The sequence below is a fragment of the Curtobacterium sp. MCLR17_051 genome, assembly GCF_003234395.1.
Taxonomy (GTDB): domain Bacteria; phylum Actinomycetota; class Actinomycetes; order Actinomycetales; family Microbacteriaceae; genus Curtobacterium; species Curtobacterium flaccumfaciens.
Genome location: NZ_QKTA01000007.1, coordinates 1 through 22,970 on the forward strand (window position 1 = coordinate 1; position 22,970 = coordinate 22,970).

Below are 22,970 nucleotides of genomic sequence, written 5' to 3' on the forward strand. Positions count from 1 at the left end.
CAAAAGGAATTGCTTCATGACCCGGTCAGCAAGCCGACCAGGCACGAGGTCAATCAATAAATTGGCATTGACAATGTGCACGCTGTTGAGTTCTCAAGGACCAGACGCACTTGCTCCTCGGCTCGAGTTCGAGCTTCAGCCACAAGGCTTGTGTTCTTGGCTTGCCACCGGTTGTTCGTCGGACCCGGAGGTCCAGTGGCTCATCCCGAGGGGAGAGAACCGGTGGGCTTGTCATCCTAGGCGTCGAAGCGATCCGGCGCAAGGCCCGATCTGAACTTCAGTGGAGGATGGTCCCGCTTGAGGGCCGACGTGCTCTGGGCTTTCGCTCCAGCCGCTCCGCCGCACCTTTGGGGTGACGAGTAAGAACTATACGCAGCCCTGAGCGAGTGCGCCAAGCCAGCCCCCATCCCGGGCGTGTCGCGTTGTGCAACACACGTCGCCCGGACGCAGCGATGCCCGGTTCCACAGGGGAACCGGGCATCGCAGGGGGTCGAGCAACCGGGATCAGGCGAGCGTCACTCCGGCGAGGGTCTTCTTGCCACGACGGAGGACGAGCACTCCCCCGGGCAGGGCGAGGTCGGACAGCGGGGCGGCCGGGTCTTCGGCCCGGACGTTGTTCACGGAGACGCCGCCCTGGTCGATCGCGCGGCGGCCTTCACCGAGGGACTTCACGAGTCCGGTCTCCACGAGTGCCCGTGCAACGTCCGCTCCGGAGTCGAGCGTGACCGACCCCGGCAGCGCGGCGATCGCCGACCGCAGGGTCTCCGGGTCGAGCGCACCGAGGTCACCGTTGCCGAACAGTGCGGCCGCGGCATCGATCGCCGCCTGGGTCGCCGCGACTCCGTGCACGATCGAGGTGACCTCGAAGGCCAGGGTCCGCTGGGCCTCTCGTCGGAAGGGCTCGTCGGCGACGGCCTGCTCGAGTCGTTCGATCTCGGCGCGCGTCAAGAACGTGAACTGCCGCAGCCGGGCGATCACGTCGGCGTCCGTCGTGTTGAGCCAGAACTGGTACATGGCGTAGGGCGAGGTCATCTCGGCGTCGAGCCAGATCGCGTTGCCCTCGCTCTTGCCGAACTTCGTACCGTCGGAGTTCGTGATGAGCGGGGTCCCGAGGGCGTGCACCGTGGCACCTTCGGCACGACGGACGAGCTCCGTGCCCGAGGTCAGGTTGCCCCACTGGTCCGAGCCGCCGGTCTGCAGCGTGCACCCGTACTGCCGCCAGAGTTCGCGGTAGTCGAGCCCCTGGAGGATCTGGTAGCTGAACTCGGTGTAGCTGATCCCCGCATCAGAGTTCAACCGTGCGGCCACCGCGTCCTTCTTGAGCATCGAGTTGACGCGGAAGTACTTGCCGATGTCGCGCAGGAAGTCGATCGCCGACAACGGTGCGGTCCAGTCGAGGTTGTTCACCAGGCGGACGCCGTTGTCGCCGTCTGGACTGAGGAACCGGGACACCTGGGTCTGCAGCCGGGACACCCACTCCGCCACGGTCTCCGGCGTGTTCAGCGTGCGCTCGGCCGTGGGACGCGGATCGCCGATGAGACCGGTCGAACCACCCACCAACGCGAGCGGCTTGTGCCCCGCGAGCTGCAGCCGCCGCATGGTCAGGAGCTGCAGGAGGTTGCCGCAGTGCAGCGACGGCGCCGTCGGGTCGAAGCCGCAGTAGTACGTGATCGGCTCACCGTCGAGGGCCTCTTGCAGCGCGGTCTCGTCGGTCGAGACCTGCACCAGACCGCGCCACTGCAGTTCGTCCCACACCGAGTCGAAGGCGGGGTCGTTCTGCTGGCGCGTCAGGACGTCTTGAGCGGTATCACTGGACACCCCGCCATCGTAGCGGCGACGGACGTCCGGCAGGCGCGGCGGCCGGGAGGCCCGTGGCCGGGTTCACGAGTCGAGGGCGCCCTTGTGCCGCCGGTACGTCGAGACCGTGGGGTCACCCGTCAGCCAGAAGCGCCAGGGGTACCCCAACCCGCCGGCGATGCCGCCGACGCCGGTGCGCGGCCCGCGGGAGATCCGCGGGACCGCAGCGCCCGCGGGCGGACCGGCAAGGGTCTCGGACAGGAGCTCGTCGATCACGTGGGCCGGTCCGGCGGAGGCGAGCCGGGCCTCCAGGCCGGGTGCCAGGGTGAGCACGAACGGACCGGACCCGTCGAGGAGCGACGTGCCGTCGTCCTGCCCGAGGACCGCTCCGAGCGCACCACCGAGGTTGCCGGGCCCGCGTGCCAGGGCGACGTCCGCGACCTTCGACCCGCGACGCGCTCGCGCGACGTCGAGTCCCTCGACGACCTGCGCACCGCGCAGCAGGGAGCCCGACGAGGTGCCGGCAGGCCCGCTCACGACGTTGACGCAGGTGTGGATGCCGTACGAGCGGTAGGCGTACAGCGTGCCGGGCGGCCCGAAGAGATGGCGGTTGCGCTCCGTCATCCCCCGGTGACCGTGTGATCCGGGATCGGTGGGGCCGAAGTAGGCCTCGACCTCGGTGATGCGGAGCGCCACGCCACGCCCCGCGATCGTCGCACCGAGCAGGGCCGGCGCGGCGATCGGGGCGGGCTCGGCGAGCAGCGCGGCGATCCCCTCGGTCATCGCGAGAAGGGCGCGCCCTCGGCCAGGTCGCGGACGCGGCGGGTGACGGACGCGAGCTGCTCGGCGACCCGGTCGGGTGCAGTGCCCCCGACGCCGGAGCGCGATGCGACGCTGCCCTCGATGGTCAGGACGGCACGGACGTCGGGCGTGAGGTGCTCGGACACGGACCGGTACTCGTCGTCGGTCGGCTCGTCGAGCTCGATGCCGCGCTCCTCGCAGTACCGGACGAGCGCGCCGGAGACCTCGTGCGCGTCGCGGAACGGGACGCCCTGCCGGACCAGCCACTCGGCGACGTCCGTCGCGAGCGAGAAGCCCTGCGGCGCGAGCTCGGCCATCCGGTCGGTGTCGAAGGTCAGGGTCGCGATCATGCCGGTGAACGCGGGCAGCAGGACCTCGAGCGTGGCCACGGAGTCGAAGACCGGCTCCTTGTCCTCCTGCAGGTCGCGGTTGTACGCCAGCGGCAGTCCCTTGAGCGTCGCGAGCAGCCCGGTCAGGTTGCCGATCAGGCGCCCCGACTTGCCCCGGGCGAGCTCGGCGATGTCCGGGTTCTTCTTCTGCGGCATGATGCTCGAGCCGGTCGAGAAGGCGTCGTGGAGCCGGACGAAGCCGAACTCCTTCGTGTTCCAGAGGATGACCTCTTCCGACAGGCGCGAGACGTCGATGCCGATCTGCGCGAGGACGAACGCGAACTCGGCGACGACATCCCGGGCGGCCGTGGCGTCGATCGAGTTGTCCGCCGGACGGTCGAAGCCGAGCTCCGCGGCGATCGCGGCGGGGTCGAGGCCGAGCGAACTCCCTGCCAGCGCACCGGCACCGTACGGGCTGACGCTCGCGCGGCCGGCCCAGTCGCGGAGGCGCTCGAGGTCGCGGACGAGCGGCCAGGCGTGCGCGAGCAGGTGGTGGGCCAGGAGCACGGGCTGCGCGTGCTGCAGGTGCGTGCGCCCCGGCATGATCGCGCCCGGGTGCTCGGTCGCCTGCTGGGTGATCGCGTCGACGAGGTCGATCACGAGTCGGCCGATGCGCCGCCCGTGGTCGAGCATGTGCATGCGGCCGAGCGTGGCGATCTGGTCGTTGCGGCTGCGACCCGCGCGGAGCTTGCCGCCGAGTTCGGGACCGAGGTCGGCGATGAGCAGGCGTTCGAGGGCGCCGTGGACGTCCTCGTCGGAGTCGTCGGGCTGCAGTGTGCCGTCGACGTGCGCCGCTTCGAGCCGCTCGAGGCCGGCGAGCATGCGTTCGAGCTCGTCGGCGGTCAGGTAGCCCGCGGTGTGCAGCGCTCGGGCGTGGGCACGGGAGCCCGCGATGTCGTAGGGCGCGAGCTGCCAGTCGAAGTGCGTCGACTTCGAGAGCGCGGCGAGGGCCGCACTCGGGCCGTCGGCGAAGCGGCCGCCCCAGAGGGCACCGGTGTTGGTGGCGTCGGTCTTCTCGTCGGTCATGTCGTCCTGCGTCGTTTCGTCTGTGGTGCGGCTGTCGGTCAGTTCGCCGCGTCGCGGCGGGCGGAGATCTTGCTGGGCAGTGACCAGAGCTCGATGAACCCCCTGGACACGGACTGGTCGAACGCGTCGCCGGTGTCGGACGTTGCCAGGTCGAAGTCGTAGAGGCTCTGCTCCGACCGACGGCCCGTCACGGTGGCACGCCCGCCCTGCAGCCGCAACCGGACGTCGCCGGAGACGTGCTGCTGGGTGTGCTCGACGAAGGCGTCGAGGCTGCGCTTGAGTCCGCCGAACCACAGGCCGTCGTAGACCAGGTCGGCCCACTCGGACTCGACGCCGCGTTTGAACCGGGCGACGTCGCGCTCGAGGGTGAGGCTCTCGAGCTCCTCGTGCGCGGCGATGAGTGCGATCGCGGCCGGCGCTTCGTAGACCTCGCGCGACTTGATGCCGACCACCCGGTCCTCGACGACGTCGATCCGCCCGACGCCGTGCTTGCCGGCGACCGCGTTGAGCTCCTGCACCATGCGCAGCACGCTGAACCGCTGCCCGTCGAGGGCGACCGGGACACCGCGGTCGAAGGTGATCGTGACCTCGTCGGCCTGCTGCGGGAGCGCCGGGTCCTGGGTGGTCGCGTAGAGGTCGTCAGCGGGGGCGGTCCACGGGTCCTCGAGGAGCCCGGTCTCGACCGCTCGGCCCCACACGTTCTGGTCGACCGACCACGGCTCCCGTTCCGAGTGCTGGATCGGCAGCCGGTGCTCCTGCGCGTAGGCGATGGCGCGGTCGCGGGTGAGGGCGAGGTCCCGCACCGGTGCGACGGTCCGCAGGTCCGGTGCGATCGCCGCGACGGCTGCCTCGAAGCGGACCTGGTCGTTGCCCTTGCCGGTGGAGCCGTGCGCGACGCTGTCGGCACCGAGTTGCTTCGCCGTCAACGCGAGGTGCTTCGCGATGAGTGGGCGGCTCAGTGCCGAGACGAGCGGGTACCGCTTCTGGTAGAGCGCGTTGGCCCGGAGCGCCGGCACGATGTACTCGTCGGCGAACTCTTCCTTGGCGTCGACGACGAGTGACTCGACGGCGCCGCAGTCGAGCGCACGCTGCCGGACCGCCTCGAGGTCCTCGCCGCCCTGGCCGACGTCCACCACGAGTGCGACGACGTCCTTGCCGGTGGCGTCGCGCAGCCAGCCGATCCCGACGGAGGTGTCGAGACCGCCGGAGTACGCGAGGACGACCCGGTCAGCCACTGGTGTCCGATCCGTCGGCTAGTCGTTGGCGAGCAGCCAGGCCAGCAACGCCTTCTGGGCGTGCAGACGGTTCTCCGCCTCGTCCCAGATGATGCTGCGGGGGCCGTCGATGACGTCGGCGGTCACTTCGAACCCCCGGTCGGCCGGCAGGCAGTGCATGAAGACGGCGTCGTCGGCGGCGTGCGCCATGAGCGCGTCGTCGACGCGGTACCCCGCGAAGGTGTCGAGGCGCGACTGCTTCTCGGACTCCTTGCCCATCGACACCCAGGTGTCGGTGACGACCACGTCGGCACCAGCGACCGCGGCAACCGGGTCGGTCACCACGAGGACGGAGCCGCCCGTCACGGCGGCGCGTTCCTCGGCGTCGGTGACGACCTGCGCCGACGGGGAGAACTCGGCGGGGGCGGCGACGCGGACGTGCATGCCCGCTGTCGCCCCGGCGAGCAGGTACGACTGCGCCATGTTGCTCGCACCGTCGCCGATGAACGCCACGGTCTGCCCGGCGAGGGCGCCGCGGTGCTCACGGATGGTGAGCAGGTCGGCGAGGAGCTGGCAGGGGTGGAAGTCGTCGGACAGCGCGTTGACGACGGGGACCGTCGTGCCGGCGGCCATCTCCTCGAGCCCGGCCTGACCGTAGGTGCGCCACACGATCGCCGACACCATGCGCTCGAGCACGCGGGCCGTGTCCGACGGGGTCTCCTTGCCGCCGAGCTGGCTGTTCGCCGTCGAGATGATCAGCGGGCTGCCGCCGAGGTCGGAGATGCCGACGTGGAAGGACACCCGGGTACGGGTCGACGACTTGTCGAAGATCACTGCGACGCTCTGCGGACCGGCCAGCGGCTTCTCCGCCCAGCGGTCGGCCTTCATGCGGTCGGCGATGTCGAGGATCGCGGACTGCTCGGCCTGGCTCAGGTCGTCGTCGCGGAGGAAGTGGCGGGTCATGCGGTGGGCTCCTGCGCTGCGGCGACGGCCGCGAGGCTCTGGGCGAGGATCGACAGGAACTCGTCGATCTCGGCGTCGGACACGATGAGCGGCGGCGCGATGCGCAGGCTCGACTCGTTGGGGGCGTTGATGATGAGGCCGCGCTCGAGGGCGGCTGCGTTGACGGCCGGGCCGATCGGACCGGTCAGACCGACGCCGACGAGCAAGCCGGTGCCACGGACCTCTTCCACCAGCGGGGAACCGATGGCGCGGATGCCGTCACGGATCCGCTCGCCCTTGACCACTGCGCCGGCGACGAGTTCCGCACGCTCGATCTCCTCGAGCACCGCGTTGGCGACGCGGGTGCCGAGCGGGTTGCCGCCGAAGGTCGAACCGTGCTGCCCGGCCGAGAACAGGTCGGATGCCCAGCCGAACGTGACCAGGGCGCCGATGGGGAAGCCCCCGGCGATGCCCTTCGCGACGGTGATGGCGTCCGGCGTCACACCGTGGCCCTGGAACGCGAACCAGTTGCCGGTCCGGCCGACACCCGTCTGGATCTCGTCGAGGATCAGCAGTGCGCCGTGCTCCGCGGTCAGTCGGCGTGCCGCCAGCAGGAAGCCCTCCGGCAGGTCGACCACGCCGGCCTCGCCCTTGATGGGTTCGAGGATCAGGGCGGCGACGGAGTCGTCGATCGACGCTTCGAGCGCCTCGATCGAGGTGTCGATGTGCTCGACACCCGGGATCATCGGCAGGAAGTCCTGCTGCAGCGCGGGCTTGCCGGTGAGCGCGAGGGCACCCATCGTGCGCCCGTGGAAGCCCTGCTTGAGCGCGAGGATCCGGGTCTTGGTGCCGTCCGCACCCTTGTTGAGGCGGGCCAGCTTGAACGCGGCCTCGTTCGCCTCGGCGCCGGAGTTGCCGAAGTAGACACGGCCCGCGTCGCCCGCACCGGTGATGCGCTTGAGGCGCTCGGCGAGTTCGAGCTGCGGCGGGGTGGCGAAGTAGTTCGACACGTGCACGAGCTTCGCGGCCTGGTCGGCGATCGCCTCCACCAGGGCGGGGTGCGCGTGGCCGAGCGAGTTCACCGCGATGCCCGCGAGGAAGTCGAGGTACTCGTTGCCGTCGACGTCCCAGACGCGGCAGCCCTGGCCACGCTCGAGCATGATCTTGGGCGGGGTCAGGGATCGCATGAGCGACGCCCCGAACCGGTCGTTCCAGGTCTCGGTCTGCGTCTCGGTGCTCACTGCTGGTGTCCCTTCTCGTTCGTACCCGCCACGTGCTGGCCGGTACTGCTGTCGATCGACGGCGACGCCACGCGACGGCCGATCTCGGCGTGGGTCATCTGGTTCTCGGTTCGTCGGCTCGGGTCCGGGATCACCTCGGTGCCCGCACCCCGCAGGGTGAAGACCTCGAGCAGGATCGAGTGCGGGATCCGGCCGTCGATGATCGTCGCACCGCCGACCCCGCCGACCACGGCGTCGAGGCACGCGGTCATCTTCGGGATCATCCCCGACTCGAGGCTCGGCAGGAGTTCGCGGAGCTCGTCGACGGCGATGAGGTCGACGATCGAGTCACGGTCGGGCCAGTTGCGGTACAGGCCGGGGACGTCGGTGAGCATCATGAGCTTCGAGGCCCGCAGCGCGATCGCCAGGGCACCCGCCGCAGCGTCCGCGTTCACGTTGAGTGCCTGGTCGGGGTGCGCGTCGTCGATCGCGATGCTCGAGACGACCGGGATCCGGCCTGCCTCGATCGCGGCGAGCACACCGGACGGGTCGACGTGGGTGATGTCCCCGACGTGGCCGAGGTCGTACTCCTGCCCGTCGACGACGACGCCCTTCTTCTCGCCGGTGAACAACGAGCCGCCGTCGCCGAACACGCCGATGGCCAGGCCCTCGCCGTGTTCGTTCATCAAGTCGACGATCTCGCGGTTGACCTCGCCGGCCAGGACGTCGCGGACGACGGTGATCGCCTCGGTCGTCGTGACGCGGTAGCCGCCGCGGAACTCGGACTCGATGCCCTGTTCCTTGAGGGCCGCGGAGATCTGCGGGCCGCCGCCGTGCACGACGACGGGGTGCAGACCGGCGTAGCGCAGGTAGACCATGTCCTCGGCGAAGGCGCGCTTCAGGTCCTCGTTCACCATGGCGTTGCCGCCGAACTTGACCACGACGACCTTGCCCGAGAAGCGCTTCAGCCAGGGCAGCGACTCGATGAGCGTCGCGGCCTTGACCGCGGCGAACTCGTGTTCTTCTTCCTTCGTGAGGGGCGTACCGGCCCCGTTCGTGTCCGCCGCCATCAGCTGGAGTACGCGCTGTTCTCGTGCACGTAGTCGTGCGTGAGGTCGTTGGTCAGGATCGTGGCCGAGTGCGTGCCGACACCGAGGTCGATGCGCACGTGGGTGTCACGAGGGGTCAGGTCGACGGAGTCGCTCGGCTCGTCGGGTGCGCCCGCGTGGCAGACCCGGACGCCGTTCATGCTGACGTCCACCGCGTACGGGTCGAACTCGGCGTCGGTGGTGCCGATCGCCGCGAGCACCCGGCCCCAGTTCGGGTCGTTGCCGAAGACAGCCGCCTTGAACAGGTTGTTCCGGGCGACGCTCCGACCGACGGTCACGGCGTCGTCCTCCGTCGCGGCGTGCACGACCTCGATCGCGATGTCGTGGCTCGCACCCTCGGCGTCCTGCTGCAGCTGGCGGGCCAGATCGGCGCAGACCGCGGTCAGGGCTTCCTGGAAGTCACCGACCTCTGGCGTCACGCCGCTCGCACCCGACGACAGCAGCACGACGGTGTCGTTCGTGGACATGCAGCCGTCGGAGTCGACCCGGTCGAACGTGATGCGGGTGGCGGCACGGAGCGCCTGGTCGAGCTGGTCCGGCGTCTGCACGGCGTCGGTCGTGATGACGACGAGCATCGTCGCGAGGCCCGGGGCGAGCATCCCGGCGCCCTTGGCCATGCCGCCGACGGTCCAGCCGTCCTCGGTCACGACGGACTGCTTGGCCTTCGTGTCCGTCGTCATGATCGCGGTCGCCGCGTCCGGGCCGCCGTCGCTGCTGAGTGCAGTGCTCGCCAGCTCGACGCCACGGAGCACGTTGTCGCGGAAGGTCTGGTCGCCGACACCGATGAGCCCGGTGGAGCAGACGACGACGTCGCCGGCTCCGATCCCGAGGGCGTCGCCCACGGCTTCGGCCGTCAGGTGCGTGGTCTGGAAGCCGAACGGGCCGGTGAAGCAGTTCGCGCCGCCGGAGTTCAGGACGACGGCACGAGCGACGCCGTCCCCGACGACCTGGCGGGACCAGATCACGGGGTGCGCCTGGGCCCGGTTGCTGGTGAAGACGGCGGCCACGGCCGCGTCGGGGCCGTCGTTGACGACGAGGGCCACGTCCGGCTTGCCGCTCGTCTTGAGGCCTGCGGTGACACCGGCGGCGCGGAAGCCCGCTGCCGCGGTGACGCCCTGGAGGCCCGGCTCGGTCTGGGTGGTCGTGCCTGCGTCGGTCACGGTGCGACTCCGTCCACGCTGAGGCCCGTGGTCTCGGGGAGACCGAGGGCGATGTTCGCCGACTGGACGGCGGCGCCGGCCGTGCCCTTGGCGAGGTTGTCGAGCGCGGTCACCGCGACGACGCGGCCGGCGGCCTCGTCGACGGCGATGCCGACGAGCGCGGTGTTCGCACCGATCGTGTCCGCGACCCGGGGGAACTCGCCCTCGGGGAGCAGGTGGACGAAGGGTTCATCGGCGTACGCCTGCTCCCAGGCAAGTCGGACGTCGCGTGCGCTGACGCCGGGCGAGAGCTTCGCGGTGGTGGTCGCCAGGATCCCCCGCGACATCGGGACCAGGACCGGCGTGAACGAGATCGTCACGTCGGCGGCCCCCGCGACCTGCAGGTTCTGCTGGATCTCGGGGACGTGCCGGTGCGAGCCACCGACGGCGTAGGCGCTGGCGGACCCCATGATCTCGGAGGCCAGGTAGGTGGTGGCCAGCTTCTTGCCGGCGCCACTCGGGCCGACGCTGAGCACCGCGACGAGGTCGTCGGACTCGACGAGGCCGGCCTGGATGCCCGGCTGGATGCCGAGCGTCACCGCGGTGACGTTGCAGCCGGGGACCGCGATGCGCTTCGTGCCGACCAGGGCGGAACGCTGCTTGCCCTGCGATGCGATGTCGTCGACCTCGCGCCATTCATCGGCCGAACCCGGGGTGGGTGCCGCGAGCAGGAGCTCGGGCAGACCGTACGTCCACGCGCCGAAGTAGTCACCGCCGTAGAACCGCTCCCACGCCGCCGGGTCCGTCAGCCGGTGGTCCGCGCCGCAGTCGATGACGAGCGCGTCGTCGCCGAGTTCCGCGGTGATCGCACCCGACTGGCCGTGCGGCAGCGCCAGGAACACCACGTCGTGTCCGCGCAGCGTCTCGGCCGTCGTCTCCGCCAGCGTCAGGTGCGACAGGGAACGGAGGTGCGGCTGCGTCGCGATCAGGGGCTGTCCGGCGTTCGAGAACGCCGTCACCGTTCTGACCTCGAACTCGGGGTGGGCGGAGAGCACGCGCAGGAGCTCACCACCCGCGTAGCCGGAGGCTCCCGCCACGGCGACGGATACGGACATGGGATTCCACCTTTGGTCGGACTGGTCGTCGAGAGAGTCGGAGGCGGCGACCCCGGGCGGTGCTGATCCCGTGTGGGTCAGTCGCGCAGGGTCGCCCCGAATCGCTCGCCGGCACGTCGGACAGCGCCGTCACGGGCCTCGGTGGCCTCGGCAGCGGTCAGCGTGCGGTCCGTGGCACGGAAGCGCAGCGCGAACGTCAGGGACTTCTGTCCCTCGTCCACGCCGGAGCCCCGGTAGTCATCCACGAGCCGAGCATACTCCAACAGGTCTCCGGCGCCAGAGCGCACCGCATCCAGCACGTCGCCGGCCGGCACGTCGGCGTCGACGACGAGCGAGAGGTCCTGCGTGGCCGCCGGGTAGGAGACGATCGGCGCGACCGCGACGAGTTCCGGGGCAGCGGCGACCAGCGCGTCGAGGTCGAGCTCGACGACCGCCACCACACGGGGCAGGACGGCGGCCTCGGCCAGTTCGGGCAGGAGCTCACCGGCGACGCCCACGACCGTGCCGTCGACGAGCAGCGACGCGGCACGGCCCGGGTGCAGGGACGGGTGGGTCGTCTGCGCGACGGTCAGTTCGACACCGACGGCCCAGGCGACCTGGCGGGCCGCATCGATCGCGTCGGCGATGCCGAACGGCTCTGCCGTGGTGCCGGGCTGCTTGACGACCCGGTGGCCGGTGAGCAGTGCGGCGACGTGGAAGGGCTGGGCGGGCAGCGAGGCGTCCAGCGCCTCGAGCGTCGCACGGTCGGGCCGGGCGGCGCCCGCCGGGACCTCGTCGGTGCCGAGCGTCACGCCCGTCACCGGCAGGAACACCCGGGACGTCTCGTAGAGCGCGACGTCCACGAGCCCGCGCGACACATTGCGACGGGCGGCGTCGACCAGGGCCGGAACGCCGCTGCGGCGCAGGAGGTTCTGCTCGCTGTCCAGGGCGTTCGCGAGCACGACGCTCGGTCCGCCCTGCGGGTCGATCCCCGGGTAGGCGTCCTGCGTGGCCGCCGACACGAACGGTGCCGTGACGACCTCGGTCAGGCCCGCCGCGGCCAGCGCCGAGGCGACCCGACGACGAGCCTGCTGGTGCTGGGTCAGGCCCCGGCCGGGCGGCGCGACCGGCAGCACGCTCGGGATCCGGTCGTAGCCGACGATGCGCGCGACCTCTTCGACGAGGGTGGTGTCGTCGGTCAGATCGGGACGCCAGGTGGGCGGAGTGACCGCGAGCTGCTCACCGTCGGCCTCGACCGTGGCGCCGATCGCACGGAGCGTGTCGATGACCTCGGCGTCGGTGTAGTCGACGCCGACGAGCTCGGACGGACGCGAGAGCCGCATCGTCACGGTCGCCCGCGGCTCGGTGTCGACGAGCGTGGACCCGAGGGCGTCAGCGGTGCCGCCGGCGAGCTCGACGAGGAGCTCGACGGCGCGGTTCGCCGCGGCCTCGGCCACCTGCGGGTCGACCCCGCGCTCGAAGCGACGGGATGCCTCGCTGGGGAGCTTGTGGCGACGAGCGGTGCGGGCGATGGAGACCTGGTCGAACCCGGCGGCCTCGATCAGGACGTCGGTGGTGCTCGCCGAGATCTCGGTGCGGGCTCCGCCCATGACGCCGGCGAGGCCGACGGGACCGTCGTCGTCGGTGATGACGAGGTCTTCGGGGTCGAGCTTCCGGACCGTGCCGTCGAGGGTCTCGAGCGTCTCGCCAGCGGTCGCCCGACGCACGCCGAGGCCGCCCGCGACGGTCTGCAGGTCGTAGCCGTGCAGCGGCTGGCCGAGCTCGAACATGACGTAGTTCGTGATGTCGACGGGCAGGGAGATCGAGCGCACCCCGGCCAGCGAGAGGCGCGACACCATCCAGGACGGTGTCTTGGCGGCCGGGTCGATCCCGCGCACGACGCGCGTGACGAACGTCGACGCTCCGACTCGACCCCGGATCGGGGCCTGGTCGTCGATCGTGACCCGGAACCCCTCGGCCGCACGCGGCGCGACGCGGTCGACGGGGTCGTGGAAGCTGGCTCCGGTGGCGTGCGCGTACTCACGGGCGACCCCGCGCATGCTGAGGACGTAGCCGCGGTCCGGCGTGACGTTGATCTCGACCGCGGCGTCATCGAGGCCGAGGAGCGCGATGGCGTCGGCACCGACGGTGGGGTCCATGCCGAGGTCGGCGAAGCGCAGGATGCCTTCGTGCTCGTCGCCCAGCCCGAGCTCGCGGGCCGAGGCGATCATGCCGTCGGACACGTGCCCGTAGGTCTTGCGGGCGGCGATCGGGAACGGCCCCGGCAGGACTGCGCCGGGCAGCGTGACGACGACGAGGTCGCCGACGTCGAAGTTGTGCGCGCCGCAGACGATGCCGCGAGGCTCGGCTTCGCCGACGTCCACCTGGCACCAGTTGATGGTCTTGCCGTTCTTCTGCGGCTCGGGGACGCGCTCGAGGACCCGACCGACCACGATGGGGCCGGTCAGGTCGAAGGTGTGGACGTCCTCTTCCTCGAAGCCGACCGACACGAGCGCCGCGTGGACGTGCTCGAGGGTGACGTCCTCGGGGAGGTCGACGGACTCACCGAGCCAACGGAGTGGGACGCGCATCAGACCACCGTTCCGAACTGCTGCGAGAAGCGGATGTCGCCCTCGAGGAAGTCACGCATGTCGTTCAGGCCGTTGCGGAACTGCAGTGTCCGCTCGATGCCCATGCCGAACGCGAAGCCCTGGTACTCGTCGGGATCGATGCCGGCGGCACGCAGGACGTTGGGGTTCACCATGCCGCAGCCACCCCACTCGACCCACCGCGCGCCACCCTTGGCGTTCGGCTGCCAGACGTCCATCTCGGCGCTGGGCTCGGTGAACGGGAAGTAGTTCGGGCGGAGCCGGATCTGCGCCTCGGCGCCGAACATCTGCCGGGCGAAGTGCTCGAGCGTGCCGCGCAGGTGCGCCATCGTCAGGCCCTTGTCGATCGCGATGCCCTCGACCTGGGTGAAGACCGGCAGGTGCGTGGCGTCGAGCTCGTCGGCACGGTAGACGCGACCCGGCGCGATGACGTACAGCGGGAGGTCACGCGACAGCAGCGACCGCACCTGCACCGGCGAGGTGTGGGTGCGCATGACCAGGTGCCGGTCGACGGGCTCGACGAAGATGGTGTCCGCCATGGCCCGGGCCGGGTGGTCCTGGTCGAAGTTCAGGGCGTCGAAGTTGAACCACTCGTGCTCGAGCTCGGGGCCTTCTGCCACTTCCCACCCCATGCCGACGAAGATGTCGGCGACGGCTTCGTTCAGCAGCGAGAGCGGGTGGCGGGAGCCGGTGGCGCGGTGGACCGGCAACGCGGTGACGTCGACGCGCTCGGCTTCGAGCCGTGCGCGTTCCTCGGCCACCGCGAGGACGGATTCCTGCTCGGCGATCGCCGCGTTCACCCGCCCACGGGCCTGCCCGACGAGCTTGCCCGCCCCGGCCTTCTGCTCCGGCGGCACACTGCGCATCGATGCGTTCATCCGCGCCAACGGTGACTGCTCACCGGTGTGCTCGGCCCTGGCCTGCTTCAGCTCGGCGACCGTCGTCGTGGCACGGACGGCGGCGAGGGCCGCGTCCACCGCGTCGGCGACGGCCGATTCGCTGATCTCGAGAGGTTCTGACACGAGACCCAAGCCTACCGGCCGTCGGGATACCACCCACCTGCACCGAGCGGACGGTGGATGACCGACGCCGACGACCGGCCTGGGGAGGGAGGAGCGTCAGCTCCGGAGCGCGAAGGCCGACTCGTACAGGCACACCGACGCAGCGGTGGCGAGGTTCATCGACTCCGCCTGCCCGTAGATCGGCACCTTGACGGCCCGGTCGACGAGCGCCAGGTCGTCGGCGGTGAGTCCGCGGGCCTCGTTGCCGAAGACCCACGCGGTCGGACCGTCGAGCATCCCGTCGGCGCGGACCACCGGCAGGTCGTCGCCGGAGACGTCCGCCGCGAGCACCGTGTAGCCGAGGGCCTTCGCCCGCTCGATCGTGTCGGCCAGGGTCACGCCGACGGACACCGGGACGTGGAACAGGGACCCGGTCGTCGACCGGACGACCTTCGGGTTGTACGGGTCCACCGAGCGTCCGGTCAGCACCACCGCGTCGGCACCGGCCGCGTCGGCGGCCCGGATGATCGTGCCGGCGTTCCCCGGGTCCCGCACCTCTTCGAGGATGGCGACCAGTCCGGGCAACGCGGCCTGCTCGTCGGACGCATCACGGGCCTCCCGGTCGGCGGCGGCCGCAGCGCGGTCCGGGAAGACGTCCTTCACCGACGTCGGGAACTGCTGGCACACCGCCACCACGCCCTGCGGGGTGACCGTGTCGGCCATCGCGTCGAGCACCTGCTCGGTCACGAACCAGGTGTCCACCGGCGCGTCGTCCAGCCCGTAGCGGGCTGCGGCGGTCGGCGTCACGTAGAGCTCACGCAGGAGCTCCGGGGCGTACTCCAGCGCTTCGCGGACGGCTTGGGGCCCTTCCAGCAGGAACAGGCCGGTCTCGGCCCGGACGTCCTTCTTGGCCAGGGCCGCAACGGCCTTCACGCGTCCGGCACGGGGGTTCTCGAGGAGATCGCTCACGACCCAAGTCTAGGAACGACGAAACCCCCGCCGTGCGGCGGGGGTTTCGCGAGCAGAAGAACTGACTACGCAGCCTTCGGGGCCGAGGTGTCGGCCGGGAGGGCCTTCTTCGCGGTCTCGACGAGCGCGGTGAAGGTCTCGGGGTTGTTCACCGCGAGGTCGGCGAGGATACGACGGTCGACCTCGACGCCGGCCAGGTTGAGACCCTGGATGAGGCGGTTGTAGGTCAGGCCGTTCGCACGGGACGCAGCGTTGATGCGCTGGATCCACAGGCGACGGAACTCGCCCTTCTTCGCGTGACGGTCGCGGTACGCGTAGACGAGGGAGTGGGTGACCTGCTCCTTGGCCTTGCGGTACAGGCGCGAACGCTGGCCGCGGTAGCCCTCGGCGCGTTCGAGGATGACGCGGCGCTTCTTGGCGGCGTTGACCGCTCTCTTTACTCGTGCCATTGCACTATTCCTTTACGATCCGGGGGCTCAGTGGCCGAGGAGCTTCTTGACGTTCTTCGCGTCACCCTTGGAGAGGACCTGGTCCTCGTTCAGGCGGGCCTTGCGCTTGGAGCTCTTGACCTCGAGGTTGTGACGCATACCGGCCTGCTGCTTCATGATCTTGCCGGTACCGGTGACCTTGAAGCGCTTCTTCGACCCGGAGTGGGTCTTCTGCTTGGGCATGGTGGTGCCTTTCCGTGGGATGGATGGGGGGCCGCGTCGTTGCGGGTTCGGTCCGGGGACCTATTCGGCTGCGGCGTCCGTGGATTCCGCAGCTGCCTCGGACGTGGAACCGGCCTCGGCCTCGTCCTTGCCCTTCGCGGCGTGCTCGGTGGCACGACGCTCGGCCTTCTGTGCAGCACGCTTGGCGTTCTGCTCGCCCTTGACGTCGGACTTGTTCTTGAGCGGGGCGATGATCATCGTCATGTTGCGACCGTCCTGGGTCGGACGCGACTCGACGACACCGAACTCGGCGATCTCTTCCGCGAACTTCTGGAGGAGACGGACACCCTGCTCCGGACGCGACTGCTCGCGGCCACGGAAGAGGATCATCGCCTTCACCTTGTCGCCGCCGAGGAGGAACCCCTCGGCGCGCTTGCGCTTCGTCTCGTAGTCGTGCACGTCGATCTTCAGGCGGAAACGGACCTCTTTCAGGTCCGTGTTCACCTGGTTGCGACGGGCTTCCTTGGCCTTCTGAGCGGCCTCGTACTTGAACTTGCCGTAGTCCATGATCTTGGCCACGGGCGGCTTCGAGTTCGGCGCGACCTCGACCAGATCCAGTTCGGCTTCCTGCGCGAGACGCAGTGCCATGGCGATCGGGACAACGCCGACCTGCTCACCCTGCGGACCGACGAGTCGGACTTCGGGAACGCGGATTCGGTCGTTGGTACGGGGATCGGTGATGCGGAGCTCCTTCAATCAGGTGGTGGCCGTCCGGAGCGTATGCCCTGGACGACAGCACGAGAGAGGAGATCTGACGCACGGGATGTCGACCCGTTCGGCAGCCGCCCTGCATCGGATCCGTGGGATCCGACCGACGGGTGCAACACGTGCACTCGCGGAGCGGTGGTGACCCGGTAGCCTGGTGGAACGCGGCCGCGGGTGGGAGAGACTCCTCTTTCGTGACACCGTCCGGGTGTTGTCGAGGATCTTGATCTCAGGAGAACTGATGTCAAGGGAACTGACGGCACACGGACAGCATCTGCCGCGAGCAAGCCTAGCAGAGGAGCACCGTGAGCGACACCCCGATCGACGACACCGGCATCGACGCCGCCAGGGACATCGCGGAGGTGCCGGCGGTCGAACTCATCAACACCGTTGCGGTGCACCTGCTCAGTGCCGCGGCCGTCAAGGTCGGCCTGGCAGACGACCCGCAGGAACAGACCGACCTGGACGAGGCGCGGAAGCTCATCACCGCGCTGGCTGGCCTCGTCACCGCAGCCGCGACCGAGATCGGCGACCACCACGCACGTCCGCTCCGCGACGGACTCCGGTCGCTGCAGCTCGCCTTCCGCGAGGCGTCGGCGATCCCGGACCCGATCGGTGCCGGACCAGGCGAGAAGTACACGGGTCCCGTCAACTAGACGACGTCACCCGGAGACGGACGGGAGGCCCGTGGCGGTGTCGCCACGGGCCTCCCGTCCGTTCGTGGGGCGCGTTCAGGACCCGCTGTCGCCGACCAGGCGCGCGACGGCCGCGAGCGGGATGCCGACCCAGTCGGGTCGGTTGCGGGTCTCGTAGACGACCTCGTAGACCGCCTTGTCGAGTTCGAAGGCGTCGAGCAGCGCGCCGTGGGCGGTGAGGTCCGCGCCGGTGCCCCGCTGGTAGCCCTCGAGGAAGCGTGCCCGCGCCTCGGCCGCCCAGGCGGCCGCGTCGACCGGTTCGGCGTCGTGCGCCAGCGCACCCGCGACGTAGTCGAACGATCGGAGCATGCCCGCGACGTCGCGCAGGGTGACGTCCGGCAGCGAGCGTTCGTCGAGGGGGCGGAGCGGCTCGCCCTCGAAGTCCAGGAAGACCCACCCGCGGGGGTCCGGTGCCGACAGGACCTGTCCGAGGTGCAGGTCACCGTGGATGCGCTGCAGGTCCGGCCACGTCGCGTCGGCGGCACGGACGTAGACCGCGCTGATGGCGTCGACGTGGTCGGCGACGGCCGGGGCCTCGCGGGCGGCGGTGTCGAGTCGGGCGTGCATCGTCGCGACGGCGGCGTCCCGTCGGGGCGCGTCGGCCGGTTCCGTCGGCAGCGCTCCGGCGAGGGTGCGGTGCACGTCGGCGAGCGCGGTGCCGAGCTGCTCGGCGCGGTCACCGAACGGCGTGCCGGCCTGCGCCTCCTGCAGGGCGACGCGCCAGGCGTCGTCGAGCCCGGGCAGGAACTCCTGGGCGAAGGCGAGGTGCCCCGTCGCCGTGCCGTCCGGGCGTCCGACGTCGGGCCAGTCGGCGCGGAGGGCGCCGTAGACCCGCGGCACGCGCGTGCTGCCCGCCGCCGTGAGCGCGAGCTGAGTGGTCACGTCGGGGTTGTCGCCGTGGTGCAGCACGCGGAAGACCTTGATGATGACGCGGTCGCCGGACTCGGTGTCGCAGATGACCGACGTGTTGGACTGCTCACCCGTCAGGACGCGGGCGGCGGTGACCCGACCGATCGGGCTAAGGCTGTCCGGTGCCGCGTCGATGCGTGCGGCGAGTGCCGACACCCACGCGAGGTCGGTGGTGGCGTCGACGACCGTGCCGTCGGGGTCGCTGGTGATCGGCGACTGGTAGAGGACGGGGACCGTGGGTGCCTCGTCGAGCACCAGCCGGGTTCCGTCGTCGGTCGAGATCGTCCGGAGGTGTGGCACGGACCCCTTCGAGGCGTACCAGCGGCGGTCGGCGATCCAGGACTCGAGGTCGCGGTCGCTCGGCGTGCTGGTGTCGGGGGCGCTGGTGTCGGGGGCGCTGGCGTCTGCGCGGGTGTCTGCGCTCGTGTCTGCGCGGGTGTCGGGGGCGCTGGGTGCTCCGTCGCTCATGCAGCGGAACCTACGCGCCGGGGCCTGGCGAGGTGCCGAGTCCCCCACAGGACGGGCCGGGGAGCGCTCCGTCCACAGAACCCCGTTGCCCCCGGTCTGACACGGGTGCGTCGGACGACACTTGCGGCATGCCCCGATCCGCTGCCGCTCCTGCCTCCGCCGCTGACGCTGCACCTGCGCTCCCCGACCCCCGCCGGACCTGGCGGATCCTCGACGACCGCAGGCTCCCCGCACTCGAGCCGTTCGCCGCCGACGTCCGCCGTCACGAAGCGGTGACGGTGCGCGAGACGGTGTGGGACTCCGACGACCGGGTGCTCGCCGCCGAGGGTGTCGTGCTCACACGCTCGCCGGACGGCACCTGGACGATCGACCGGGGTGCCCACGGGGTCGGTCCGGAACCGCTCGACGCTGCGTCCGACGGTCCCCCACGCGACGCCGTCAAGGTGTTCCTGCGTGGTCGTCCGCTGCGCACCGTCCTGGTCCGTGACACCACCACGACGCTCGTGACCCTCCGCGGCAGGGACGGCCGGGTGCGGGCCGAGGTCGCCGACGTGCGCGTGGACGACGGCGACCCGGACACCACCGTGCTGCGGTCATCGCGGTGGTGGGCCCTGACAGATGACGGACGCGACGGTGCAACGGCACGAGCGACCGAACGAGCGCTGCACGACGCGGCGACGGACCCGGTGGACGTTTCGTCGGTACCGCTCCCCCGGGGCCCGGAGCCGGCGCCGGAACGCCGACGCGGCCGAGCGAAGCGCCCCCGGCCGGACACCGCCGCCGGGCTCGTCCTCCGGGTGCTCGATGCCCTGCGGCGCGACCTCGTCGCGGCGGACCCCCGGGTACGAGCTGACGAGCCCGAGTCCGTGCACGACCTGCGGAAGGTGCTGCGCCGCCTGCGGAGCGTGCTCGCGGCGTTCCGCGGCGCGCTCGACCGCCAGGCGACCGAGGACCTCCGTGCCGCCCTCGCCGAGACCGCACGGATCGCCGGGACCGCTCGCGACGCCGAGGTGCTGCACGCCGGCCTGTCCCGGTCGGCCACACACGCCCCCGACGGGTACGTGGACACCGAGACCCTGGACCGCATCGGCGCCGAGACCGCGGAACGTCGCAGCGTCGCCGCTGCTGAACTCCGGCGAGCGCTGCGCTCCGACGCCTGGTTCCGGACACTCGATGCCCTCGACGACCTGCTGCTCCGGGCACCGGCCGGCCCGCACGCGGACGACGACGCGGCCACGTTCGCCGCCCGGCGCATCCGGCACGAGCGGGTACGCGTCGGTCGGCTGCTGGGTGAACCCAGCGATGACCTCGACACCCTGCACGAGGTCCGGAAGGCCGCGCGCCGGTTGCGCTACGCCCTGCAGGCGGCCGGTGACGTGCCCGACGTCGGGAAGCGCCGGCTCGGTCGACTGCGACGGGTGCAGGAGACCCTCGGCGAGACGCTCGACGCCGCACACGCCGCCGATGCGTACCGACGGCTGGCAGCCGTGGCAACGCAGCACGGCGAGGACACGTTCGGGTACGGCGTCCTGGCGACGACCGAGCAGAGGGCCAGCACGCAGGGCTTGCACCGATCGCGGAAGCTGCTCGCGCGGCTCTGACCGGGTGCGAGAATCGGGCCGTGCCGCACTACTTCGAGGACCTCGCTGCCGGACAGACCTTCACCACGCCGGGACGCACCATCACCGAGGCGGACGTGGTGTCGTTCGCCTCGTGGACGAACGACAACAACCAGGTGCACACGGACGTCGAGTTCGCGGGGAAGACCCGGTACGGGCAGCGGATCGTGCACGGGTTGCTCGGCACCTCGCTGTGCCTCGGGCTCATCGCGCGCACGGGCGTCTTCGAGGGGTCCGCGGTGGCACTGCTCGGGATCGACCAGTGGCGGTTCACCGAGCCCGTGTTCATCGGCGACACCGTGACCTGCACCGTCGAGGTCCTCGGCACCCGGCTGACGAGCTCGGGAACGACCGGGATCGTCGAACGAGCGGTGGCCCTGCGGAACCAGCACGGCGTGGTCGTCCAGCAGGGACGGATGGATGTCATGGTGCTCACTCGCGACGCCGCGATCGGCTGAGCGACCGCTCGACGAGCGTCCCGCGGAACCTCTTCCGCGCAATCCCGACTCGCTCTTTACAACGATGTACCAGCACGGGAGCATGGACGCATGAGCACGCTCGACGGCATCGTGGCCGCACCTGACTCCGCTTCCGCCCCCGGCCTCCCCCTCGCTTCGCGGCAGGACGGCACGTACCCCCGGCCGCAGATGCTCCGCACCGCCTGGGCCGACCTCGACGGCACGTGGTCGTTCCGGAACGACGGCGACGACGACGCCTGGCGCACCGGCTTCACCGACGCCCGGGACATCGTCGTCCCGTTCCCGCCCGAGTCCCCGGCCTCGGGCATCGACGAGCCCGGGTTCCACCCCGTGGTCTGGTACTCCCGCGCGATCACCCGCTCGGAGCTCGACGCCGCCGGGTTCGGCACCGGCGCGCCCCGGCTCGTGCTGCACTTCGGTGCCGTCGACCACCGCGCCCGCGTCTGGATCGACGGGCAGTTCATCGGCGGGCACGAGGGCGGCCACACCCCGTTCTCCTTCGACGTCACCGAGGCGCTGACCACGGACCCCGACGCCGTGCACACCCTGGTGGTCCGCGCCGAGGACGACCCGCACGACCTGACCCAGCCGCGCGGCAAGCAGGACTGGCACGAGGACCCGCACGCGATCTGGTACCGCCGGACCACCGGGATCTGGCAGACGGTCTGGCTCGAGGCCGTGCCGACCGCCTCGATCGCGTCCCTGCGCTGGACGAACGTCGACCACGCGACCATGCGCCTGACCGTCCGGCTCGACGGTCACCGCACCGGCGGCGAGCGCCTGCGCGTCGAGGCCCGCTGGGACGACCGCGACGAGCACCTCGCCACGATCGAGACCACCGTCGGCGAGACCGGGGACGAGTTCGACGTGGTCGTGCCGATCGCGCGGCAGACGAACGGGCAGGCCGAGGACGAGCTGCACTGGACGCCGGACACGCCCCGGCTGATCGACGCCACGGTCACGCTGCTGCCGCGCTCCGGCAACGGCAACGGCAACGGCACGACGGTGGGCACGGGCGCGCTCGACGCCGTCGCCAGCTACTTCGGGATCCGGACGGTCGGGGTCGACGGCGGCGCGTTCCTGCTCAACGGCCGACGCCACGACGTCCGCAGTGTCCTGAACCAGGGCTACTGGCCCGAGTCGCACATCGCCGCCCCGTCCCGCCAGGCACTCCGCCGCGAGGTCGAACTCATCAAGGAGCTCGGCTTCAACGCGGCCCGCAACCACCAGAAGATCGAGGACCCGCGGTTCCTGTACTGGGCCGACCGGCTCGGACTCCTGGTGTGGGGCGAGGCCCCCGGCGCCTACGCGTTCTCCCCCCGCGCCGTGCAGCGTCTGATGCGCGAGTGGATGGACGCCGTCGAGCGTGACGCCTCGCACCCGTCGATCGTCACGTGGGTGCCCGCCAACGAGAGCTGGGGCGTGCAGCACATCGCCACCGACCCGGCCCAGCAGGCCTACGCCCGGGCCCTCGCCGACGTCACGCGGGCGTTGGACCCGACGCGTCCGGTGATCTCCAACGACGGGTGGGAGCACACGAACTCCGACATCGTCACGATCCACGACTACGAGGGCGACGGACCCCGGCTCGCGGCCACCTACGCGGACGAGACCGCACGGACCCGGCTGCTCGGTGGGATCGGGCCGGCGGACCGCCGCATCCTGGTCGGCGGCGCCGAGGACCTCGGCCAGCCGGTGATGCTCACCGAGTTCGGCGGCGTGAACTACCAGCCGGGCGTCCAGCGTGAGGACGGCTGGGGGTACACGTCGGCCACTGACGGCGACGACTGGGTCGCCCGCATCACCGCGCTGTACGACGCGATCCGTGCGAGCTCGTTCCTCGCCGGGTCCTGCTACACGCAGCTCACCGACACCATGCAGGAGACGAACGGCCTGCTCAACGCAGACCGCTCCCCGAAGGTCCCGATCGAGCAGATCCGTCGCGCGGTCACGGGGCGCTAGCCGGGAGGCCCGCACTTCGTGAGCAGGAATGGTCGGGTCCGGCAGACGGACTCGACCATTCCTGCTCACGATGCACACGGGTTGCCTCGCGCCGGGCGGGTGGCGGCCCGCGA

At 71.0% G+C, this 22,970-nt stretch carries 20 protein-coding genes; 4 read left to right on the forward strand and 16 right to left on the reverse strand.

All coding sequences use genetic code 11. The features are described 5' to 3' along the window. Positions 1–504: 504 nt before the first annotated feature. The 15 genes from tyrS to infC all read right to left on the reverse strand — a co-directional run bounded on the left by tyrS (position 505) and on the right by infC (position 16,716). Complete coding sequence (gene tyrS / locus DEJ06_RS07860) at positions 505–1,818, reverse strand: tyrosine--tRNA ligase (RefSeq protein WP_111038970.1); 1,314 nt, start codon at positions 1,816–1,818, stop codon at positions 505–507. A gap of 63 nt (positions 1,819–1,881) precedes the next feature. Then, entirely contained in the window at positions 1,882–2,580 is a 699-nt protein-coding gene (locus DEJ06_RS07865) for a DNA-3-methyladenine glycosylase (RefSeq protein ID WP_111038971.1), read from the reverse strand. After that, complete coding sequence (argH, locus tag DEJ06_RS07870; RefSeq protein ID WP_111038972.1) at positions 2,577–4,013, reverse strand: argininosuccinate lyase; 1,437 nt, start codon at positions 4,011–4,013, stop codon at positions 2,577–2,579. Before argH ends, DEJ06_RS07865 begins: the two co-directional genes overlap by 4 nt. Positions 4,014–4,051: 38 nt before the next feature. Continuing rightward, on the reverse strand, positions 4,052–5,248 hold the full coding sequence (locus tag DEJ06_RS07875) for an argininosuccinate synthase (RefSeq protein ID WP_111038973.1): 1,197 nt from the start codon (positions 5,246–5,248) through the stop codon (positions 4,052–4,054). An 18-nt stretch (positions 5,249–5,266) separates the two neighbouring features. After that, positions 5,267–6,190, reverse strand: a complete 924-nt coding sequence (argF, locus tag DEJ06_RS07880; protein WP_071405139.1) for an ornithine carbamoyltransferase — start codon at positions 6,188–6,190, stop codon at positions 5,267–5,269. Further along, a complete protein-coding gene (locus DEJ06_RS07885; protein WP_111038974.1) occupies positions 6,187–7,410 on the reverse strand; it encodes an acetylornithine transaminase in 1,224 nt (407 codons plus the stop codon). The genes argF and DEJ06_RS07885 overlap by 4 nt, the downstream gene beginning before the upstream one ends. Beyond that, a complete protein-coding gene (argB, locus tag DEJ06_RS07890; RefSeq protein ID WP_111038975.1) occupies positions 7,407–8,459 on the reverse strand; it encodes an acetylglutamate kinase in 1,053 nt (350 codons plus the stop codon). Before argB ends, DEJ06_RS07885 begins: the two co-directional genes overlap by 4 nt. Next, entirely contained in the window at positions 8,459–9,658 is a 1,200-nt protein-coding gene (gene argJ / locus DEJ06_RS07895) for a bifunctional glutamate N-acetyltransferase/amino-acid acetyltransferase ArgJ (RefSeq protein ID WP_111038976.1), read from the reverse strand. Before argJ ends, argB begins: the two co-directional genes overlap by 1 nt. Further along, positions 9,655–10,752 carry an N-acetyl-gamma-glutamyl-phosphate reductase gene (locus DEJ06_RS07900; RefSeq protein WP_111025015.1) on the reverse strand — a complete coding sequence of 366 codons (1,098 nt, stop codon included), beginning with the start codon at positions 10,750–10,752 and terminating at the stop codon, positions 9,655–9,657. Before DEJ06_RS07900 ends, argJ begins: the two co-directional genes overlap by 4 nt. A 77-nt stretch (positions 10,753–10,829) precedes the next feature. Next, complete coding sequence (gene pheT, locus DEJ06_RS07905; RefSeq protein ID WP_111038977.1) at positions 10,830–13,322, reverse strand: phenylalanine--tRNA ligase subunit beta; 2,493 nt, start codon at positions 13,320–13,322, stop codon at positions 10,830–10,832. Continuing rightward, positions 13,322–14,362: a phenylalanine--tRNA ligase subunit alpha gene (pheS, locus tag DEJ06_RS07910; RefSeq protein ID WP_111038978.1), complete on the reverse strand. Its 1,041-nt coding sequence runs from the start codon at positions 14,360–14,362 to the stop codon at positions 13,322–13,324. Before pheS ends, pheT begins: the two co-directional genes overlap by 1 nt. A 96-nt stretch (positions 14,363–14,458) precedes the next feature. Further along, a complete protein-coding gene (locus DEJ06_RS07915) occupies positions 14,459–15,310 on the reverse strand; it encodes an RNA methyltransferase (protein WP_111038979.1) in 852 nt (283 codons plus the stop codon). 65 nt (positions 15,311–15,375) lie between these two features. Further along, complete coding sequence (gene rplT / locus DEJ06_RS07920; protein ID WP_017887975.1) at positions 15,376–15,759, reverse strand: 50S ribosomal protein L20; 384 nt, start codon at positions 15,757–15,759, stop codon at positions 15,376–15,378. Positions 15,760–15,786: 27 nt separating this feature from the next. Further along, positions 15,787–15,981: a 50S ribosomal protein L35 gene (gene rpmI / locus DEJ06_RS07925; protein WP_017887976.1), complete on the reverse strand. Its 195-nt coding sequence runs from the start codon at positions 15,979–15,981 to the stop codon at positions 15,787–15,789. 60 nt (positions 15,982–16,041) lie between these two features. Next, entirely contained in the window at positions 16,042–16,716 is a 675-nt protein-coding gene (gene infC / locus DEJ06_RS07930; RefSeq protein ID WP_081827403.1) for a translation initiation factor IF-3, read from the reverse strand. Between the two features lie 314 nt (positions 16,717–17,030). Here infC and DEJ06_RS07935 point away from each other — a divergent pair, with 314 nt between their 5' ends. Next, complete coding sequence (locus tag DEJ06_RS07935) at positions 17,031–17,381, forward strand: DUF1844 domain-containing protein (RefSeq protein ID WP_027466553.1); 351 nt, start codon at positions 17,031–17,033, stop codon at positions 17,379–17,381. Positions 17,382–17,456: 75 nt separating this feature from the next. On the opposite strand, the gene DEJ06_RS07940 is transcribed toward DEJ06_RS07935, so the two are convergent. Beyond that, positions 17,457–18,797 (reverse strand): phosphotransferase, encoded by a 1,341-nt coding sequence (locus DEJ06_RS07940; RefSeq protein WP_111038980.1) that lies wholly within the window; start codon positions 18,795–18,797, stop codon positions 17,457–17,459. Between the two features lie 128 nt (positions 18,798–18,925). Between DEJ06_RS07940 and DEJ06_RS07945 the strand changes: the two genes are divergently transcribed. The 3 genes from DEJ06_RS07945 to DEJ06_RS07955 all read left to right on the forward strand — a co-directional run bounded on the left by DEJ06_RS07945 (position 18,926) and on the right by DEJ06_RS07955 (position 22,857). Next, positions 18,926–20,398: a CHAD domain-containing protein gene (locus DEJ06_RS07945; protein ID WP_111038981.1), complete on the forward strand. Its 1,473-nt coding sequence runs from the start codon at positions 18,926–18,928 to the stop codon at positions 20,396–20,398. Positions 20,399–20,418: 20 nt separating this feature from the next. Further along, positions 20,419–20,874 carry a MaoC/PaaZ C-terminal domain-containing protein gene (locus DEJ06_RS07950; protein ID WP_111024335.1) on the forward strand — a complete coding sequence of 152 codons (456 nt, stop codon included), beginning with the start codon at positions 20,419–20,421 and terminating at the stop codon, positions 20,872–20,874. 90 nt (positions 20,875–20,964) lie between these two features. Then, the gene (locus tag DEJ06_RS07955; protein WP_111038982.1) at positions 20,965–22,857 is read left to right on the forward strand and encodes a glycoside hydrolase family 2 protein; all 1,893 of its coding nucleotides are present in this window, start codon (positions 20,965–20,967) and stop codon (positions 22,855–22,857) included. Positions 22,858–22,970: the final 113 nt, after the last annotated feature.

What these genes read in the sequence shown, in the direction of transcription:
- DEJ06_RS07865 (WP_111038971.1), bottom strand. Translation starts at nt 2,580, where the DNA reads ATGACCGAGGGGATCGCCGCGCTGCTCGCCGAGCCCGCCCCGATCGCC.
- argH (WP_111038972.1), bottom strand. Translation starts at nt 4,013, where the DNA reads ATGACCGACGAGAAGACCGACGCCACCAACACCGGTGCCCTCTGGGGC.
- argF (WP_071405139.1), bottom strand. Translation starts at nt 6,190, where the DNA reads ATGACCCGCCACTTCCTCCGCGACGACGACCTGAGCCAGGCCGAGCAG.
- argB (WP_111038975.1), bottom strand. Translation starts at nt 8,459, where the DNA reads ATGGCGGCGGACACGAACGGGGCCGGTACGCCCCTCACGAAGGAAGAA.
- DEJ06_RS07900 (WP_111025015.1), bottom strand. Translation starts at nt 10,752, where the DNA reads ATGTCCGTATCCGTCGCCGTGGCGGGAGCCTCCGGCTACGCGGGTGGT.
- pheT (WP_111038977.1), bottom strand. Translation starts at nt 13,322, where the DNA reads ATGCGCGTCCCACTCCGTTGGCTCGGTGAGTCCGTCGACCTCCCCGAG.
- rplT (WP_017887975.1), bottom strand. Translation starts at nt 15,759, where the DNA reads ATGGCACGAGTAAAGAGAGCGGTCAACGCCGCCAAGAAGCGCCGCGTC.
- rpmI (WP_017887976.1), bottom strand. Translation starts at nt 15,981, where the DNA reads ATGCCCAAGCAGAAGACCCACTCCGGGTCGAAGAAGCGCTTCAAGGTC.
- DEJ06_RS07940 (WP_111038980.1), bottom strand. Translation starts at nt 18,797, where the DNA reads ATGAGCGACGGAGCACCCAGCGCCCCCGACACCCGCGCAGACACGAGC.
- DEJ06_RS07945 (WP_111038981.1), top strand. Translation starts at nt 18,926, where the DNA reads ATGCCCCGATCCGCTGCCGCTCCTGCCTCCGCCGCTGACGCTGCACCT.
- DEJ06_RS07955 (WP_111038982.1), top strand. Translation starts at nt 20,965, where the DNA reads ATGAGCACGCTCGACGGCATCGTGGCCGCACCTGACTCCGCTTCCGCC.